The sequence below is a fragment of the Porphyromonas sp. C0041D3 genome, from assembly GCF_056590575.1.
In genome coordinates, this window is record NZ_JBWPWJ010000005.1 from 18,271 (window position 1) to 33,724 (window position 15,454).

The window sequence follows — 15,454 nt, forward strand, 5'->3', positions numbered from 1 at the left end:
TGACTATCTTTCTATAAGGACCACCTGCTCCATACCCAGCGCCTCGAGGGTGCGGAGCTTGGCGTTGCTGTCATTGTGGCACTGCGTACTGGCGTGGAGGGGAATGGGAGGCAACTCCTCCATCAGCAGCCCCATATCCTGTATGATCAGCGCATCGGCACCGGCACCATAGAGATCCCATGCCAGCGAGACCGCCTCGGGGAGTTGCTCATCCGTCAGGATCGTATTGAGCGCCACATAGACCCGTGCGTCCACCTCGTGTGCCTCTCGGGTGAGCGTTGCGATGTCCTCGAGAGAGGCCCCGGCGGCAGCGCGTGCGCCAAACTTCGGTGCCCCGATATAGACCGCGTCCGCCCCCCCGAGAGAGCCACCCGTCCGCCCTTGAGGGACGAAGCGGGCGCCAGTATTTCAATGCTTCTCTTCATGGCACAAAGGTACCCATTCCTCCCCTCAGTTTTACCCACCCCAATTGGAGCTATGGGTCGTCGGGGTGCACGGATCGGTCACTTCTGTCATAGGGGAGAAATGCCGAGATCAGCCCCCCCTACCTCTGTTGTTTCCATGGGTCCTATCTACCTCCTCCCCTACTATCTACTGCCTTTGCCGTGGAGCCCAAAGGGAGGGGTGTCCCATGCCCGATGGATAGGCGCTTGATCTAATACCGATATTAGAGAATTCTTTTATCGGTATTAGACTTCACTAATATCGGTATTAGAGATTTCTCTGAGAAGCGAGCTGCTTGGGTAGGGGAGTCACAGATCACAGGGGTTACGCATTTGAGCGGTACAAAAGCTCTTCGTCTCATAGTGAAGAGTGGAGGATGAAGCACCCCTTGCGGGTGCCCGTTTTTTAGCCCCAGGTCGAGGGGCGTAGCCCCGACGACCCGGGGGTCAGGTATTGCAAGCGAACCCACGACCCCGCAAGGGTGTCGCACAGATTGACTGGTATGTGCGACACCCTTGCGGGGTCGTATACCTTAAATGCGTCGTCGTTTCCCGGGGTCTTCGGCACTTCGTGCCTCGACACCCGGTCTAAAAAGCGGTGATCCCTACGGGGCTTCGCCCCTGCGGGATCGGCAGACGGGAGCATTATGAGAGGGGTCTGCCGACGATATGGCACAGCGACAGGGATTATCACTCCTTAACTGTAAAGCTCAGACGCATAACCCCTGCGACAAATCACTATAACCTATCATTAAATATAAATATTTCCTACATTTGCATACCATATGATAGGTTGAGAGAGATGGCAAAGAACACGATGGGGACAAAGTTGCCCCGAAAGTTAGAGCAAAAGATGGAGACTGTAGGCGAACAGATCAAGCTGGCTCGCCTCAGGCGCAATCTGACAATGGAGCAGGTGGCAGAGCGAGCCACCTGCTCCCCCCTCACGGTATCTCGGATCGAAAGGGGGACCCCAACCGTTGCCATCGGCATCTATCTCAGAGTATTGTATGCGCTACAGCTCGATGATGACATCCTTTGGTTAGCCAAGGAGGACGAGCTGGGGCGACGCCTACAAGACTTAAGCATGGTGGATAGACAGCGGGCTTCGAAGAAAGGATAGCCATGCAGACATTGCTGATATATGCCGATTTCGATTGGCTTAAGGAGGTAAGGTTGGTCGGGAAGCTCTCTTATGAGTCGCTCCGCGGGAGCGACTCGTATGGATTTTCCTTCGACAAAGAGTGGCTTCGGGATTACGGAAGTCTCTTCTTGAGTGCAGACCTCAATCCCTATCCCGGGATGCAATACACCGAGGAGGGGAAGGATCTCTTCGGCTGCTTCTCAGACGCCTTGCCTGATCGCTGGGGTAGGATGCTCTTTATGCGTAAGCAGCAGATCCTGGCCGTGGAGGAGGGGCGACCGCTCCGCCATATTTCCTCCTTTGACTACCTCCTGGGCATCGATGACTTTTCTCGTATGGGCGGCTTCCGCTTCAGGGAGTCGCCGGGTGGTGAATTCATCAATAGCAGTCCGGTACTAAGGATACCCCCCTTGACGGACATAAGGGCACTGGAGGCTGCCAGCCGGGCCATAGAGCAGAGCGAGGAGGCAAACGAGTTGCCTGACAAGAAGTGGCTGACCCAACTTCTACAGCCGGGTTCTTCGCTCGGAGGAGCCAGACCGAAGGCAAGTGTAGTAGACACCGATGGGGCGCTATATATCGCTAAGTTTCCCTCCCGAAAGGACGACTACGATGTGGGCTTATGGGAGCACTTTTGCCACCAATTAGCCATAGAGGCTGGTATTAATGTGGCTGAGACTAAGGTGAGTGCCTCAGGATCTAAGTATCACACACTATTGTCTCGAAGGTTTGATCGGAGAGAGGAGGGACAGCGGATCCACTTCGCCTCGGCGATGACCCTCTTAGGATTGAGTGATGGGGACAATGCCTCCAATGGCTATGGCTACCTCGACATAGTTGATTTCATCATCCAGCACTGCACGGACGTGCAAGCCAATCTGCAGGAACTATACAGACGAGTAGCCTTCAATATATGTATCGGCAATAGCGATGACCACTTCCGCAACCACGGCTTCTTGCTGACGGCTAAGGGGTGGACCCTGTCACCGGCCTATGATCTCAACCCCACTCTCAGTCAGCATCAGAGCCTCCTGATCAACTCCGTCACGAGTGAGGCCAACATAGGATACCTGGCAGATGCGTCGGAGGAGTATATGATCGAGAAGGACGTAGCTCGGCAGATCATCAGCGAGGTGACTGACGCCGTGAGGGGATGGCAAGAAATAGCAACAAGGCTGCAGATCCCAAGCCGTGAGATACCGGCCTTTGCGGGGCGCTTCAGCATCACTTCCGTATCCTGATGCTTTTGCCCTGGAAGAGCGAACGAGGCGAAAATGGGTAACTTTGGGCATCAGAGCAAGAATTTGAGAGCAAAGCAATGACCGAGATCCTGCACTTCACCAAGATGGAGGCACTGGGCAACGACTACATCTACATAGATCGTGACCGCTACCCCTCCCTCGACTATCCGGCACTCGCCCGGCGCTACTCCGACCGCCACACCGGCATCGGGGGAGACGGTGTGGTGACCTACTCCCGGCACGACGCCGAGAGCTTCGAGATGCATATATACAATAAGGACGGCTCCGAGGCGGAGATGTGCGGCAATGCGATCCGCTGCGTCGCCAACCTCCTCCACGAAGAGGGACGCACCGAGGAGACCTCCCTTAGCATCCATACCGGGGCGGGACTCCTGACTGTGGACCTCCTTTTTGATAAAGAAAAAGAGGTCACCGGGGCGCGCGTCGAGATGGGCATCCCCGAGGTGACCGCGACCCCCGAGACGGTCGAGGGGGTCGAGGGCTACGTCGCAAGCATGGGCAACCCCCACTTCGTCATCCTCGCACAGGGAGATTTCCCGCTCGAGACCAAGGGGCCGATGCTGGAGCAGAGCCGGCGATTCCCCGAGGGGACGAATGTGGAGGTGATCCGCCCCATCGACTGGCACACTCTTGAGATGCGGGTCTGGGAGCGAGGCTCCGGGCTGACCCGCGCCTGTGGTACCGGAGCCTGCGCATCAGCCGCCGTGGCGATCCGCCTCGGGCTGGCGCTCTCCCCTGTATGCGTTCGCATGCCGGGCGGTGATCTGACGATCGAGTGGAGCGGGGAGGAGAGCCGGCCACTCTATATGACCGGACCCGCCACCCGGGTATTTGATGGCACACTTCAGCTAAGATAAATCCGTATGAATCATAAGATCAACACCAATTACCTCAAGCTCCCCGACAGCTACGTCTTCGTGGAGATCAATGACCGCATCGACCGCCACCTCAAGCACCACCCCGATGCCGACCTGATCCGCATGGGAATCGGTGATGTCTCGCTTCCCCTGCCGGATGCCTGCCTACAGGCTATGGCTAAGGCAGTGGAAGAGCTGGGCCACAGCGAGACGATGCACGGCTACGGCCCCGAGGTGGGGCATAAGTTCCTCCGGGAGCGCATCGCCAAGGACTACCGCAGCAAGGGGCTTCCGGTCGACTGGTCGGAGGTCTTCATCAGCGATGGTGCGGGACCGGACGCCTCCAATATCGTCGACATCTTTGACGACAGCGTGATGGTTGCAGTGACCGACCCGGTATACCCCGCCTACATCGAGACCAATGCGATGGCGGGACGCTGCGGAGAGTACCGCGACGGACGGTGGACGAGGCTGGAGTACCTGCCGTGTAATAAGGAGAATGGCTTTATCCCCCCACTACCCTCCCGGCACGTCGACCTGCTCTACCTCTGCTACCCCAATAACCCGACCGGCACGGTACTCAAGCGGGCCGACCTGCAGCGCTTCGTCGACTACGCCCTCGCTGAGGATGCGGTGATCCTCTTTGACGGCGCCTATGAGGCCTACATCCGTGAGGAGGACGTGCCCCACAGCATCTACGAGCTGGAGGGAGCAGATCGGTGCGCGATCGAGTTTCGCAGCTTCTCCAAGTCTGCCGGCTTCACCGGGGTCCGCTGTGGCTACACGGTGGTCCCGCACGCTCTGAAGGCACACCTCGAGGACGGCTCCGAGGTGGAGCTCAATCGGCTCTGGGCGCGGCGTCAGGGGACGAAGTTTAATGGCGCCTCCTACATCTCTCAGGTCGGTGCCTCCGCCTCCTACCTGCCTGAGGCGCAGGCGCAGATCCGGGACCACGTCGACTACTACCTCGAGAATTGCCGGATGATCCGCACCGCCTTTGCAGAGCGAGGCATGGAGGTCTTCGGCGGGATCTCGGCACCCTACATCTGGATCAAAACCCCGGAGAGCCACCCGAGGAGCTGGGACTTCTTCCAGTACCTCCTCGACGAGAAGGGCGTGGTGGGTACGCCGGGCGTCGGCTTCGGTCCCGAGGGCGAGGGCTACTTCCGCCTCTCCGGCTTCTCCACGCACGAGCTGACGGAGCGGGCGATGAAGCGGATCCTCGGCTGACCCAATGGGCACGCCTGTCGCCGAGAGAGCACGTGAGCAGATCATCATCGGGATAGACCCGGGGACGATCGTGATGGGCTACGCCATCATCGCCGCCCGAGGGCGCAAGATGCGCCTCCTCGCTATGGGTGTGCTTAAGCTCGACCGCTACGCTGACACGTACCGCCGACTGCGCAAGATCCACGAAGGTGTCTCTCAGCTCATCGCCCGCTACCACCCCGATCAGCTGGCGATCGAGGCGCCCTTTTATGGCAAAAACGTACAGAGTATGCTCAAGCTGGGGCGCGCCCAGGGGGCGGCAATCGTCGCTGCTCAACTCGCCGACCTGCCGGTGACGGAGTACCCCCCATCGACGATCAAGAAGATGGTGACCGGCAACGGCAGCGCCTCCAAGGAGCAGGTCGCCTACTACCTCCGCAAGATGCTCTCCATTCCCCCGGAGGCGATGATGGATGCGCTGGACGCCACCGACGCCACCGGTGCGGCGGTCTGTCACGTCCTCTCCGCAGGACGCGGACCGGTGACGGGCGGTCGCTCCTCCTCGTGGCGCGACTACCTCCGCAACCATCCCGACAAGGTCGTCAAGTGAGAACCTGCCGACAGGGATTTGTCCCTGTTGATCACTTCAGCACCAATCCATCCCAAAATATTTTTTTGCAACACCCGGAGAAAACTGCTTGTTTCAAAGTAAAAAAAACAACTAAATTTACAAACGTAAGTCAGTCGGGGGACGGGAACTCCACAAAGATAGAACTCTCCACCAGACGACATGACTCACATTATAGCAAATACCGCAAGTAGTATTGTTGCGTTTACCAATTGGAGCCTCACAGCTCTCGGATAGGCTCCTCCACGACCCATACAACTGACATTATCAAATCCAAATAACAACTTATACTCTTATGACTTTATCCAAGAAGTACCTCAGTACGGTAGCACTGGCTCTGCTGTGTGCCGCAGTCTTCCCCTCCTGCAAGGGAGATGGCAAGAAGGATCAGTCGACCCCTCCCCCCGCGGAGGAGAAGTCGCTCATCGCATCACTCACAGTGACGGCGGAGGACTTAACCGACGCCTCAAAGAGTACGGTGACCACCCAGTACACCTACGACAAGGAGGGTCGGGTCTCCTCAATGGCGGTCAGCATGAAAACTAACGATGGCACCCATAACGAGACATGGCCCATCACCTACGGAAACGGAACGATATCCGTCCCTATCTCCTCTGAACCCCTGGTGCTTAAGACAAATGCCAGCGGCTATATCATTGGGCAGAAAACGAGTGGAGACGAGAGTTACTTCTCAGCATCCTACGACAGCGAGGGACACCTCCTGTCACTCAAGCGCGACGAGCAGGGACTATACACCTTCAAGTGGAAGGGAGACCTGATCTCAGAGCGTCAGCTTACTATCGGAGAGTCGCAGGGCATGACTTCGCACACGACCTTTACCTACAGCGAGACAAAGGATCCCGCCGGGCTCATGGTCCTCTACATCCCGGAGTTCACCGATATGCCCATACCCGGAGCATGGTTTGGCAAGACACCCACCTACCTCCCCTCCAAGAGAGTGAGCACACTTAAGGTGTCGGGCAGCAGCCTCCCCGTCGAGATGACCACCACATATGACTACACGCTTGACGCAAAAGGTCGTCCGGTAAAGATCGTCACCACGGATGACCTGAAGTCCAAGAGCAAAGACCTCATCCCGGACTTCGCAGGAAAGATCCTCCGCACCACCTTCACGATCACCTACAAGTAAGTGAGCAGAGCGCTCGGTGACACAACGTAGTGTCATCGGGGCGCATTCTGCTTCCTGACTGAAACAACATTCACAAGATACGCCAAAGGGGCTGTCTCACTTCTCGGTGAGACAGCCCCTTTGGAATTGATCTATACTCTAAAGCTATGCCTTAGGCATTGGCAGCGGCGACGAGGTCAGCTACCGTCTTATTGGCATCGCCGAGGAGGAGAGTCACACCGGACTCACGCTCGTAGAGCGGGTTGGGGACACCGGCGTAGCCGGGGTTGAGGTCGTAGTTGCAGATGATGACGTACTTCGCCTGATCGACGTTCAGCACCGGCATGCCGTAGATTGGCGTACCCTCGGCCTCACGGGCGGCAGGATTGAGGACGTCATTGGCTCCGATCACGATCACGAGGTCGGTTTCCTTGAAGTCGTCATTGATCCGTTCCATCTCGAAGAGGTCATCGTAGGGCACATCGGCCTCGGCGAGGAGGACATTCATGTGGCCCGGCATACGACCGGCGACGGGGTGGATGGCAAAGCGAACCTCTGCCCCCTTACGGGTCAGGGTGTCCGCCAGCTGCTTCACCAAGTGCTGTGCCTGGGCGAGCGCCATACCGTAGCCGGGGACAATGATCACCTTCTTCGCATCAGTGAGCACCTTGGAGAGGTCGGGACCACCGGTGGCCTTCTTCACCTCCGAGGGTGCAGCGGCAGCCTCGGCAGCGAGCTGAGCCACGGTCTCCTTGGCGTCACCAAGCTTCAGCGTCACTCCCTCCTTGCGGGTGTAGAGCGGGTTCTCCACTCCGGCATAGCCCGGCTTGAGGTCGTAGTTACAGATGATGATGTGCTTCGCCTGGTCGACGTTGAGCACCGGCATGCCGTAGATCGGCGTGCCCTCAGCCTCACGGGCGGCAGGATTGAGGACGTCATTCGCTCCGATCACGATCACGAGGTCGGTATCCTTGAAGTCGTCATTGATCCGCTCCATCTCGAAGAGGTCATCGTAGGGCACATCCGCCTCGGCGAGGAGGACATTCATATGCCCAGGCATACGACCGGCAACGGGGTGGATGGCAAAGCGAACCTCAGCGCCATTGCGCCGAAGCGTGTCGGCAAGCCCCTTCACCTCGTGCTGCGCCTGAGCGAGCGCCATACCGTAGCCGGGGACGATGATCACCCGCTTGGACTCGTGGAGGAGAGCACCCTCATCGGAGAGCTCCGTCGGCTCACATGCAGTGGCGAGGGGTGCGGTCGTCTTGGCGAGGAGCTCGCCGACCGTCTCCTTGGCATCGCCGAGACACATCGTCACGCCCTCCTTGCGGGTATAGAGCGGATTCTCCACTCCGGCGTACCCCGGTTTGAGGTCGTAGTTGCAGATAATAATGTGCTTTGCTTGGTCAACATTGAGCACCGGCATGCCGTAGATCGGTGTACCCTCAGCCTCGCGCGCGGCAGGATTGAGGACGTCATTTGCCCCGATCACGACGACAAGGTCGGTCGACTTGAAGTCGTCATTGATCCGCTCCATCTCGAAGAGATCATCATAGGGCACGTCCGCCTCGGCAAGGAGGACATTCATGTGGCCAGGCATACGACCGGCGACGGGATGGATCGCAAAGCGTACGTGTGCGCCATTGCGGGTCAGCGCATCGGCGAGGTGCTTCACCTCGTGCTGCGCCTGTGCGAGTGCCATACCGTAGCCGGGGACGATGATCACCTCCTTAGCCTCGTGGAGGAGCTTGGCGGTATCATCGGGAGCGGCATCCGCCTTGGCAGGTGCCTGGGTAGCGGCACTGACGAGGTCAGCCACCGTCTCCTTGGCATCACCGAGACACATCGTCACGCCCTCCTTGCGGGTGTAGAGCGGGTTCTCCACTCCGGCGTAGCCCGGCTTGAGGTCGTAGTTGCAGATGATGATGTGCTTCGCCTGATCGACGTTGAGCACCGGCATGCCGTAGATCGGTGTGCCCTCAGCCTCACGGGCGGCAGGATTGAGGACGTCATTCGCTCCGATCACGACGACAAGGTCGGTCGACTTGAAGTCGTCATTGATCCGCTCCATCTCGAAGAGGTCATCGTAAGGCACATCCGCCTCGGCGAGGAGGACATTCATATGGCCCGGCATACGACCGGCAACGGGGTGGATGGCAAAACGAACCTCTGCGCCATTGCGACGAAGGGTGTCGGCGAGCTGCTTCACCTGATGCTGTGCCTGTGCGAGCGCCATACCGTAGCCGGGGACGATTATCACCTTCTTCGCATCGTGGAGGAGCTCCGGGAGGGAGGCCTCCTTCTTAGCTGCCGGAGCAGCAGGGGCGGCGGCGGGAGCGGCAGCCTTGGGGGCAGCTTTCTTCTTCCCTGCAGGAGCAGCGGTCTTGCCGAGGAGGATATCCCCGAGGGAGCGATTCATCGCCCGACACATGATCTGCGTGAGGAGGAGTCCGGAGGCACCTACGATACCACCGATGGCTACCAGCATCACGTTGCCGATAGCCATACCGGCGATCGAGCCGGCGACACCGGAGAGAGAGTTGAGGAGCGAGATCGTGATCGGCATATCGGCACCACCGACGCGGATGGTGAAGAGCCCACCGAAGAGGGCAGCAAAGAGGACCGATAGGCAGACGATCCATGCGGCATTGCCGTCATTGACACCGAAGAAACTCCAGATGAAGAGGATGCCACAGAGGGCGAGGGAGACAGTGAGGTAGAGGCTGTGATTCTTGATCACCTTGGGTCGCCCATCGATGACGCGGTGGAGCTTACCGGCAGCGATGAGACTGCCGACGAGCGTGATCATACCGACGATCACGGCGAGGACACCGGTGGAGGACTCGAAGGCCCCCAGCGAGAAGGAGTCGGCGTGCATACCGACTGAGGTAATCGACACCTCGGGCGAGGTGATGCCCATCAGCGTGACGATACCGACGAGGGCGGAGGCACCACCACCGAGACCATTGAGCAGTCCGACCATCTCAGGCATCTCGATCATCTTGACCTTACGAGCCATCATAAAGCCGATCACGAGACCGATGAGGATGAAGAAGAGGGTGCAGAGAAGTGGCACCATACCGTGTCCCCAGAAGGCGACGAGTATCGCCAGGATCATCGCCAGGATACTGGTCCGATTACCATTAACAGACGAAGAGACACGGCTCATCATCCAGAGGCCGGCGAGCACTAAGAGGGGGATAATAATATTGAGTACAGATATCATAATACCGATCATTTACCCCCCTTGGAGGACTTGCTGTGGTGAAACATCTTGAGCATCCGCTCCGTGACGCCAAAGCCACCGACGACATTGATCATCGCCAGGATGAGCGCAATGCCGCCGAGGATCAGGGCGAGGTAGTAGCGGAAGTCGCCCCCGTAGGCATCGATGCACTCCACCGTCTCACAGACGACGATGATCGCGCCGACGATGGTGATGCCGGAGAGTGCATTCATACCCGACATCAGCGGCGTATGGAGCAGACTGGGGATCTGCCGGATGATGAAGTATCCGACCACTGCGGACACTATGAAGACCAGGACTAAGACTAGTGGTGAAGCCATATCATAAGAGATAAAAAAGAGCCAAACCGGTCTCCCTATCCAGGAAAATCGATTTGGCTCATGGTGATTAGATGATTAGCACTCCAGAGGACCGTCTGCACCGAGCGCCTCGAGGCAGCCGGCATGTACGATCTTGCGGTCCTTGGTCACGGTGATACCCTTGCAGATCTCATCCTGAGGATCGAGGACGATCTTGCCGTCGTGAGTGAGATACTTGGTCAGGTTGTAGATATTCTGAGAGAACATCCAGGTGGAGCTATTGGCGAGCAGTCCGGGGATATTCTTGATACCATTGATCATAACATCGTGGACACGCTCGTGCTTTCCGGGAGGCGTGCACTCGCAGTTACCGCCCTGGTCGATAGAGATGTCGACGATGGCAGCGCCCTTCTTCATCCCCTTGACCATCTCCTCGGTGATGATCGTAGGAGCGATCTTACCGGGGATCAGTGCGGAGCAGAAGACGATGTCCATCTCCTTGATCGTAGGATAGAGCTTCTCACGCTCTGCAGCCAGCACATCGTCGGGAAGACGCATAGCGTAGCCTCCCTCGCCGACAGCGAGCTTGGGATCGACACCGGTCTCGACGATCTGAGCGCCGAGAGACTTTGCATTCTCAGCAGCCATCGGGCGGATATCAGCAGCGTAGGTGATCGCACCGAGACGCTTGGCGGTGGCAAGAGCCTGCAGACCGGCAACGCCGACACCGATGACCATCACCTTGGCGGGGACGATCTGGCCGACAGCGGTAAACATCTGGGGCATAAAGTAGGGCAGGTCGTTGGCTGCCATGATCATACCCTTGTATCCGGCGCAGGTACTCATCGAGGTGAGTGCGTCCATATTCTGAGCGCGAGAGATACGGGGTACACCATCGAGGGTGAGAGCTACGACGCCATTGTGGGCGAGCTTCTTCACCATCTCATGATTGACGGGGGAGGCGGGGTGGATGAAGGTGATCAGCACCTGACCCTCGTGCATCATGTCTGCCTCATTCTTCTGCAGCTGCTCATTGAAGAGCGGCTCCTTGACCTTGAGGATCACGTCGGCCTTGTCGAAGAGTGCCTGAGTATCGGTCATCAGCTTGGCACCGGCAGCCTCGTAGTCCTTGTCGTGGTGGTAGGAGGGCTCTCCTGCACCGGCCTCTACGAGGACTTCGCAGCCGTCAGCGACAAACTTCTTCACGGTCTCCGGAGTCGCTGCGACGCGACTCTCACCGGGCATGATCTCACGCGGAATGCTTATAATCATAGATGATAAGTGGTTGGTTTTGGTTTTAAAGGTGATTGTAATTGTCTTGTCTGAGACAAATGTATGGAAAAAAGAGTCGGACCAAACAAGAAAAATAGAGGTTCGGGGATACTAAATTTTCACATTAACTCACTCGCTAATAAAAAGAGCCACCAAGAAGATCGCGTACATACTTAATATACAGAGATCTACATCCCACAAGAGCCGCCGACAATCATCTGAGGGAGACGCATCTCAGCTGATGGCAAGTAGTGCTAATTGCTTACTGCACTTTGCACATCCCGTGCTACCTTCACGCGCAATCCGCATCCTACCCTACGGAGTGGTAGACGAGCAGACTGCCCTCTCAGATCACCGTTTATGATCCACGATGGCAACCCCCGGGCATAGACGCTTGTTTTAATGGGAATAAAGAGTACTTTTGTACCCTAATCTATTGTTAATCATTGGAAATACTTTCTAATCATTTTACTTCATCATGGAAGTACGAGTAAGTCGCATTATTGCTGAATACTACGACTACACCCGACGCGAGGCCGAGGATTACATCCGCCAGGGGCGCGTCACTGTCAATGGATCGAAGATTCAGATCGGCGACAAGGCCGGCTCCGGCGATATCGTCGCACTGGATGACGTCTCCATACCCCTCAAGGGGATCTTCCGCCGACTGGAGCGTCAGGAGATTGGGCGGACCGAGGTCGGCTCGGGAAAGCAATTTCGACAGGAGGATGAGCGCTACGAGGACCCCAAGAGTCGCGAGCTGAGGAAGGGTCGGAAGAAGCACCGTCGTACCCGCTCCAAGGTGGACGAGTACGAGGAGGATGCGTACGACGAATAGATAAGTAGACACACAATATATATGAGCGTGATGAGGATGGGAGTGGGGAGTATGACTCTGGTGCTCCTATTGGTGGGCTCTCTCTCCTGCAGCGGCAGTAAGCGGCAGAGCGAGGAGAAGAGCTGGGAAGAGGCGACCCCCGCCCCTCTCACGACTGAGCAGAGCGTCCCGATGGCGACGGAGGTGGAGGAGCCCTGCACCTTTGCGGTGTACCAGTCCAATAACTCCCTCCTTGAGAGCATCGAGGCGCCATGCAATCAGGGGACCGAGCCACTGACCTCCTTCCTCGTAAGCTTCCGTAAGGACGCCGGAGTGGTACGCTCGCGCGCCCTCCTCCCAAGCGGAGTCACTCCACCTCATGTGGTCGAGGATCCCTTCCGGATCATCTCGCCTGACAGCACCGGTTACTTTGCCTCATGGATCATCATCGAGAGGGACACTGCCTCCTTCTGCACCGGATACATCGACTCTGACATCCTTGAGCAGTACACCTTTGCCCGGAAATCTCCGGACGACAAGTGGTACCTCATCGATTACTACAACGCCGCCACACAAGACGATATCAGCGAGTACGCCGACTGAGCCGCTGATCCGGTAGGCAGTTTGCCGGGAAGTATGTGATAGATTTTGCCTAACTTTGTCCCTGATCATTATCAGGCAAGTGCTATGGGCAAAGTAATAGCTATATCCAATCAGAAGGGCGGTGTCGGCAAGACAACGACGGCGATGAACCTCTCTGCGGCACTGGTCGCGCTGGGGTGCCACGTGTTGCTTATCGATGCGGACCCGCAGGCCAATGCTACCAGTGGTCTCGGTGCTCAGGCCAAGTCCGCCGAGCTCTCTACCTACGGCTGCATCCTCGGGGATACCGACCCGAGGAAGTGCCTGATCCCCTCCTCCGTGGAGGGACTGGAGATCCTCCCATCACACACCGACCTCGCTGGGGCTGAGGTGGAGCTGGTCAACGTCCCACAGCGGGAGTATGTCCTCAGGCGCATCACGGAGCTACTCAAGCCGGACTTCGACTTCATCCTCATCGACTGCGCGCCCTCCCTCGGTCTCATCACCATCGCTGCCCTCGCTGCCGCCGACTCGGTCATCATCCCTGTCCAGTGCGAGTACTTCGCCCTCGAGGGGATCAGTAAGCTCCTCAGCACCCTACGCATCGTCAAGGAGCGGCTCAATCCCCCCATCGACATCGAGGGCTTCCTCATGACTATGTACGACAGCCGCACCAAGCTCTCCACGCAGGTCTATAAGGACGTCAAGAAGCACTTCAAGGACCTCGTCTTCGACACGGTCATCAATCGCAACGTCCGCATCAGCGAGGCACCGAGCTTCGGCAAGAGCGTACTCGACTTTGACCTCTCCTCCAAGGGGAGTCAAAACTACCTCGAGCTGGCTCACGAGGTGATGGAGAATAATCACACCCCGATCCGCCGAACCATCTCATGAGTACGAGCAATAGAAATAGCGCCTCTCTCGGGCGAGGACTTGACGCCCTCTTCCCCAATGACTTCGTCAATATAAAGAAGGTAGAGACCGGAGGATCCTCCTCCATCTCTGAGCTACCTCTCGATGCCATTTACCCCAATCCCGACCAGCCACGGCGAGACTTCGATGCCGAGACCCTCGAGGAGCTGGCCTCCTCGATCAAGCACATCGGGCTCGTCCAGCCGATCACCGTGCGGGAGGATGGTAAGGGGCAGGGAAAGTACATCATCATCAGCGGTGAGCGCCGCTACCGAGCTGCCCGGCTGATAGAGTTGGAGACGATCCCCGCCTATATCCGCACCGTGGATGACGACCAGGTAGTGGAGATGGCGCTGATCGAGAATATCCAGCGCGAGGACCTCAATGCGATCGAGATCGCCCTCACCTTCAGCAAGCTGATCGATGCCGACGGGCTGACGCAGGAGGAGCTGGCGACACGCGTGGGGAAGAAGCGCGCCACGGTCGCCAATTACCTCCGGCTCCTCAAGCTCCCGGCGCAGATACAGCTGGGGCTGAAGAATAGGAAGCTCACCATGGGGCACGCCCGCGCCCTCCTCAGCATAGAGGACACCGAGCTGCAGCTGGCGCTCTACAAGCAGATCCTCACCGATGATCTCTCCGTCAGGGACGTGGAGCAGATGGCTCGCGAGTACAGCACTGCTGAGCCGAGCGACCGGGCAAAATCGCAGGAGGAGGCACGCCGGGTCGCCAAGGAGCGCTTGGCACAGTACCGCAGCACCACCGACCAGATCTCACAGATCTTCGGGACGAAAGTGAAGATGAGCTGCAACGCCGCCGGTAAGGGTCGGATCACGATCCCCTTCGCAAGCGATGATCAGCTGCAGGAGATCCTCTCGATGCTGAGCAAGCTGTAGCGTATGTACCGCCTGAGTCATCGTCTGGCACACCTTTTCTTCCTCCTCTTGGCTCTCGGCTTGGGGACAAGCTTGGCGTATGGGCGCGAGACGATCGGCTGCGACACCATCCCCTCTGCCCCACCACTGCAGCCCGACACAACCATCCTCACACCCGCCAAGACAGACGCCCTGGCAGTACAGCAGGATAGCACTCGGCTGATACCGACCGAGGTCCCCACTGAGGAGGAGGAGGTGACGAAGGTGGAGCAGAAGACCTTCTCCCCCAGTCCCCGCGCCGCAGTCCTCTGGGCGATCATCCCCGGAGGCGGACAGGTCTACAATAGGAAGTACTGGAAGGTCCCGATCATCATCGGGGGCATGACCGCCCTCTACTACGCCATCTCGTGGAATAACAACAACCTCCTCGAGTACGCCAAGGCCTACAGCGACATCAAGAGCGACGACCCGATGACCAACGACTCGTGGATCGCCTTTGTCCCCGCCGGTGCCGACCCCAAAAGCTACCGGACTAACGGCTCCTTCCAAGAGACCCTCCGCCATGGACGCGACTTCTATCGGCGCAATCGCGACCTCTCCATCATCGTTGCCGTGGGCGTCTACGCCCTCTCGATCGTCGATGCCTACGTCGATGCGGAGCTGGCACACTTCGACATCTCCCCGGAACTGACACTTCGGGCGACCCCCTCCTACATCCCCTCGACCACTCTCCCCTCATCGGGAGGACCTGCCGTCCAGGTAGCTCTATCCTTTTGAC

14 protein-coding genes and 1 pseudogene are annotated in these 15,454 nt (G+C 58.0%); 11 read left to right on the forward strand and 4 right to left on the reverse strand.

The genetic code is table 11. The annotated features are described in order from the left end of the window. Positions 1-15: 15 nt before the first annotated feature. A pseudogene (locus tag AC1EKE_RS04685) lies at positions 16-425 on the reverse strand (peptidase U32 family protein); the annotation flags it as partial. 820 nt (positions 426-1,245) lie between these two features. Between AC1EKE_RS04685 and AC1EKE_RS04690 the strand changes: the two are divergent. The 6 genes from AC1EKE_RS04690 (at position 1,246) to AC1EKE_RS04715 (ending at position 6,693) form a co-directional block, all read left to right on the forward strand. Continuing rightward, complete coding sequence (locus AC1EKE_RS04690) at positions 1,246-1,566, forward strand: helix-turn-helix domain-containing protein (protein ID WP_296119324.1); 321 nt, start codon at positions 1,246-1,248, stop codon at positions 1,564-1,566. 2 nt (positions 1,567-1,568) lie between these two features. After that, complete coding sequence (locus tag AC1EKE_RS04695; RefSeq protein ID WP_480308469.1) at positions 1,569-2,828, forward strand: type II toxin-antitoxin system HipA family toxin; 1,260 nt, start codon at positions 1,569-1,571, stop codon at positions 2,826-2,828. A gap of 77 nt (positions 2,829-2,905) precedes the next feature. After that, the gene (gene dapF / locus AC1EKE_RS04700) at positions 2,906-3,706 is read left to right on the forward strand and encodes a diaminopimelate epimerase (protein WP_480308471.1); all 801 of its coding nucleotides are present in this window, start codon (positions 2,906-2,908) and stop codon (positions 3,704-3,706) included. Between the two features lie 6 nt (positions 3,707-3,712). Further along, entirely contained in the window at positions 3,713-4,936 is a 1,224-nt protein-coding gene (locus AC1EKE_RS04705) for an LL-diaminopimelate aminotransferase (protein WP_480308472.1), read from the forward strand. A 4-nt stretch (positions 4,937-4,940) separates the two neighbouring features. Continuing rightward, positions 4,941-5,525: a crossover junction endodeoxyribonuclease RuvC gene (ruvC, locus tag AC1EKE_RS04710; RefSeq protein ID WP_480308474.1), complete on the forward strand. Its 585-nt coding sequence runs from the start codon at positions 4,941-4,943 to the stop codon at positions 5,523-5,525. 313 nt (positions 5,526-5,838) lie between these two features. Then, the gene (locus tag AC1EKE_RS04715) at positions 5,839-6,693 is read left to right on the forward strand and encodes a hypothetical protein (RefSeq protein ID WP_480308475.1); all 855 of its coding nucleotides are present in this window, start codon (positions 5,839-5,841) and stop codon (positions 6,691-6,693) included. Between the two features lie 151 nt (positions 6,694-6,844). Here the strand turns inward: AC1EKE_RS04715 and AC1EKE_RS04720 are convergent, their stop codons facing one another. The 3 genes from AC1EKE_RS04720 to AC1EKE_RS04730 form a co-directional block, all read right to left on the reverse strand. Next, positions 6,845-9,898, reverse strand: a complete 3,054-nt coding sequence (locus AC1EKE_RS04720) for an NAD(P)(+) transhydrogenase (Re/Si-specific) subunit beta (protein ID WP_480308476.1) — start codon at positions 9,896-9,898, stop codon at positions 6,845-6,847. 8 nt (positions 9,899-9,906) lie between these two features. Further along, the gene (locus AC1EKE_RS04725; protein ID WP_018107869.1) at positions 9,907-10,239 is read right to left on the reverse strand and encodes an NAD(P) transhydrogenase subunit alpha part 2; all 333 of its coding nucleotides are present in this window, start codon (positions 10,237-10,239) and stop codon (positions 9,907-9,909) included. A 75-nt stretch (positions 10,240-10,314) separates the two neighbouring features. After that, on the reverse strand, positions 10,315-11,490 hold the full coding sequence (locus tag AC1EKE_RS04730) for an NAD(P) transhydrogenase subunit alpha (protein WP_297128092.1): 1,176 nt from the start codon (positions 11,488-11,490) through the stop codon (positions 10,315-10,317). A gap of 478 nt (positions 11,491-11,968) precedes the next feature. Between AC1EKE_RS04730 and AC1EKE_RS04735 the strand changes: the two genes are divergently transcribed. The 5 genes from AC1EKE_RS04735 to AC1EKE_RS04755 all read left to right on the forward strand — a co-directional run bounded on the left by AC1EKE_RS04735 (position 11,969) and on the right by AC1EKE_RS04755 (position 15,453). Continuing rightward, positions 11,969-12,328, forward strand: coding sequence for a S4 domain-containing protein (locus AC1EKE_RS04735; RefSeq protein WP_297128089.1), 360 nt, complete (start codon positions 11,969-11,971; stop codon positions 12,326-12,328). A gap of 21 nt (positions 12,329-12,349) precedes the next feature. After that, positions 12,350-12,910 carry a hypothetical protein gene (locus AC1EKE_RS04740; RefSeq protein WP_297128086.1) on the forward strand — a complete coding sequence of 187 codons (561 nt, stop codon included), beginning with the start codon at positions 12,350-12,352 and terminating at the stop codon, positions 12,908-12,910. An 84-nt stretch (positions 12,911-12,994) separates the two neighbouring features. Next, positions 12,995-13,783, forward strand: a complete 789-nt coding sequence (locus tag AC1EKE_RS04745; protein ID WP_070464738.1) for a ParA family protein — start codon at positions 12,995-12,997, stop codon at positions 13,781-13,783. Further along, positions 13,780-14,697, forward strand: coding sequence for a ParB/RepB/Spo0J family partition protein (locus AC1EKE_RS04750; RefSeq protein WP_297128082.1), 918 nt, complete (start codon positions 13,780-13,782; stop codon positions 14,695-14,697). The genes AC1EKE_RS04745 and AC1EKE_RS04750 overlap by 4 nt, the downstream gene beginning before the upstream one ends. A gap of 3 nt (positions 14,698-14,700) precedes the next feature. Beyond that, positions 14,701-15,453, forward strand: a complete 753-nt coding sequence (locus AC1EKE_RS04755; protein ID WP_297128079.1) for a DUF5683 domain-containing protein — start codon at positions 14,701-14,703, stop codon at positions 15,451-15,453. Position 15,454: the final 1 nt, after the last annotated feature.

What these genes read in the sequence shown, in the direction of transcription:
- AC1EKE_RS04745 (WP_070464738.1), top strand. Translation starts at nt 12,995, where the DNA reads ATGGGCAAAGTAATAGCTATATCCAATCAGAAGGGCGGTGTCGGCAAG.
- dapF (WP_480308471.1), top strand. Translation starts at nt 2,906, where the DNA reads ATGACCGAGATCCTGCACTTCACCAAGATGGAGGCACTGGGCAACGAC.
- AC1EKE_RS04690 (WP_296119324.1), top strand. Translation starts at nt 1,246, where the DNA reads ATGGCAAAGAACACGATGGGGACAAAGTTGCCCCGAAAGTTAGAGCAA.
- AC1EKE_RS04740 (WP_297128086.1), top strand. Translation starts at nt 12,350, where the DNA reads ATGAGCGTGATGAGGATGGGAGTGGGGAGTATGACTCTGGTGCTCCTA.
- AC1EKE_RS04715 (WP_480308475.1), top strand. Translation starts at nt 5,839, where the DNA reads ATGACTTTATCCAAGAAGTACCTCAGTACGGTAGCACTGGCTCTGCTG.
- AC1EKE_RS04725 (WP_018107869.1), bottom strand. Translation starts at nt 10,239, where the DNA reads ATGGCTTCACCACTAGTCTTAGTCCTGGTCTTCATAGTGTCCGCAGTG.
- AC1EKE_RS04730 (WP_297128092.1), bottom strand. Translation starts at nt 11,490, where the DNA reads ATGATTATAAGCATTCCGCGTGAGATCATGCCCGGTGAGAGTCGCGTC.
- AC1EKE_RS04720 (WP_480308476.1), bottom strand. Translation starts at nt 9,898, where the DNA reads ATGATATCTGTACTCAATATTATTATCCCCCTCTTAGTGCTCGCCGGC.
- AC1EKE_RS04695 (WP_480308469.1), top strand. Translation starts at nt 1,569, where the DNA reads ATGCAGACATTGCTGATATATGCCGATTTCGATTGGCTTAAGGAGGTA.
- ruvC (WP_480308474.1), top strand. Translation starts at nt 4,941, where the DNA reads ATGGGCACGCCTGTCGCCGAGAGAGCACGTGAGCAGATCATCATCGGG.
- AC1EKE_RS04735 (WP_297128089.1), top strand. Translation starts at nt 11,969, where the DNA reads ATGGAAGTACGAGTAAGTCGCATTATTGCTGAATACTACGACTACACC.
- AC1EKE_RS04705 (WP_480308472.1), top strand. Translation starts at nt 3,713, where the DNA reads ATGAATCATAAGATCAACACCAATTACCTCAAGCTCCCCGACAGCTAC.
- AC1EKE_RS04755 (WP_297128079.1), top strand. Translation starts at nt 14,701, where the DNA reads ATGTACCGCCTGAGTCATCGTCTGGCACACCTTTTCTTCCTCCTCTTG.
- AC1EKE_RS04750 (WP_297128082.1), top strand. Translation starts at nt 13,780, where the DNA reads ATGAGTACGAGCAATAGAAATAGCGCCTCTCTCGGGCGAGGACTTGAC.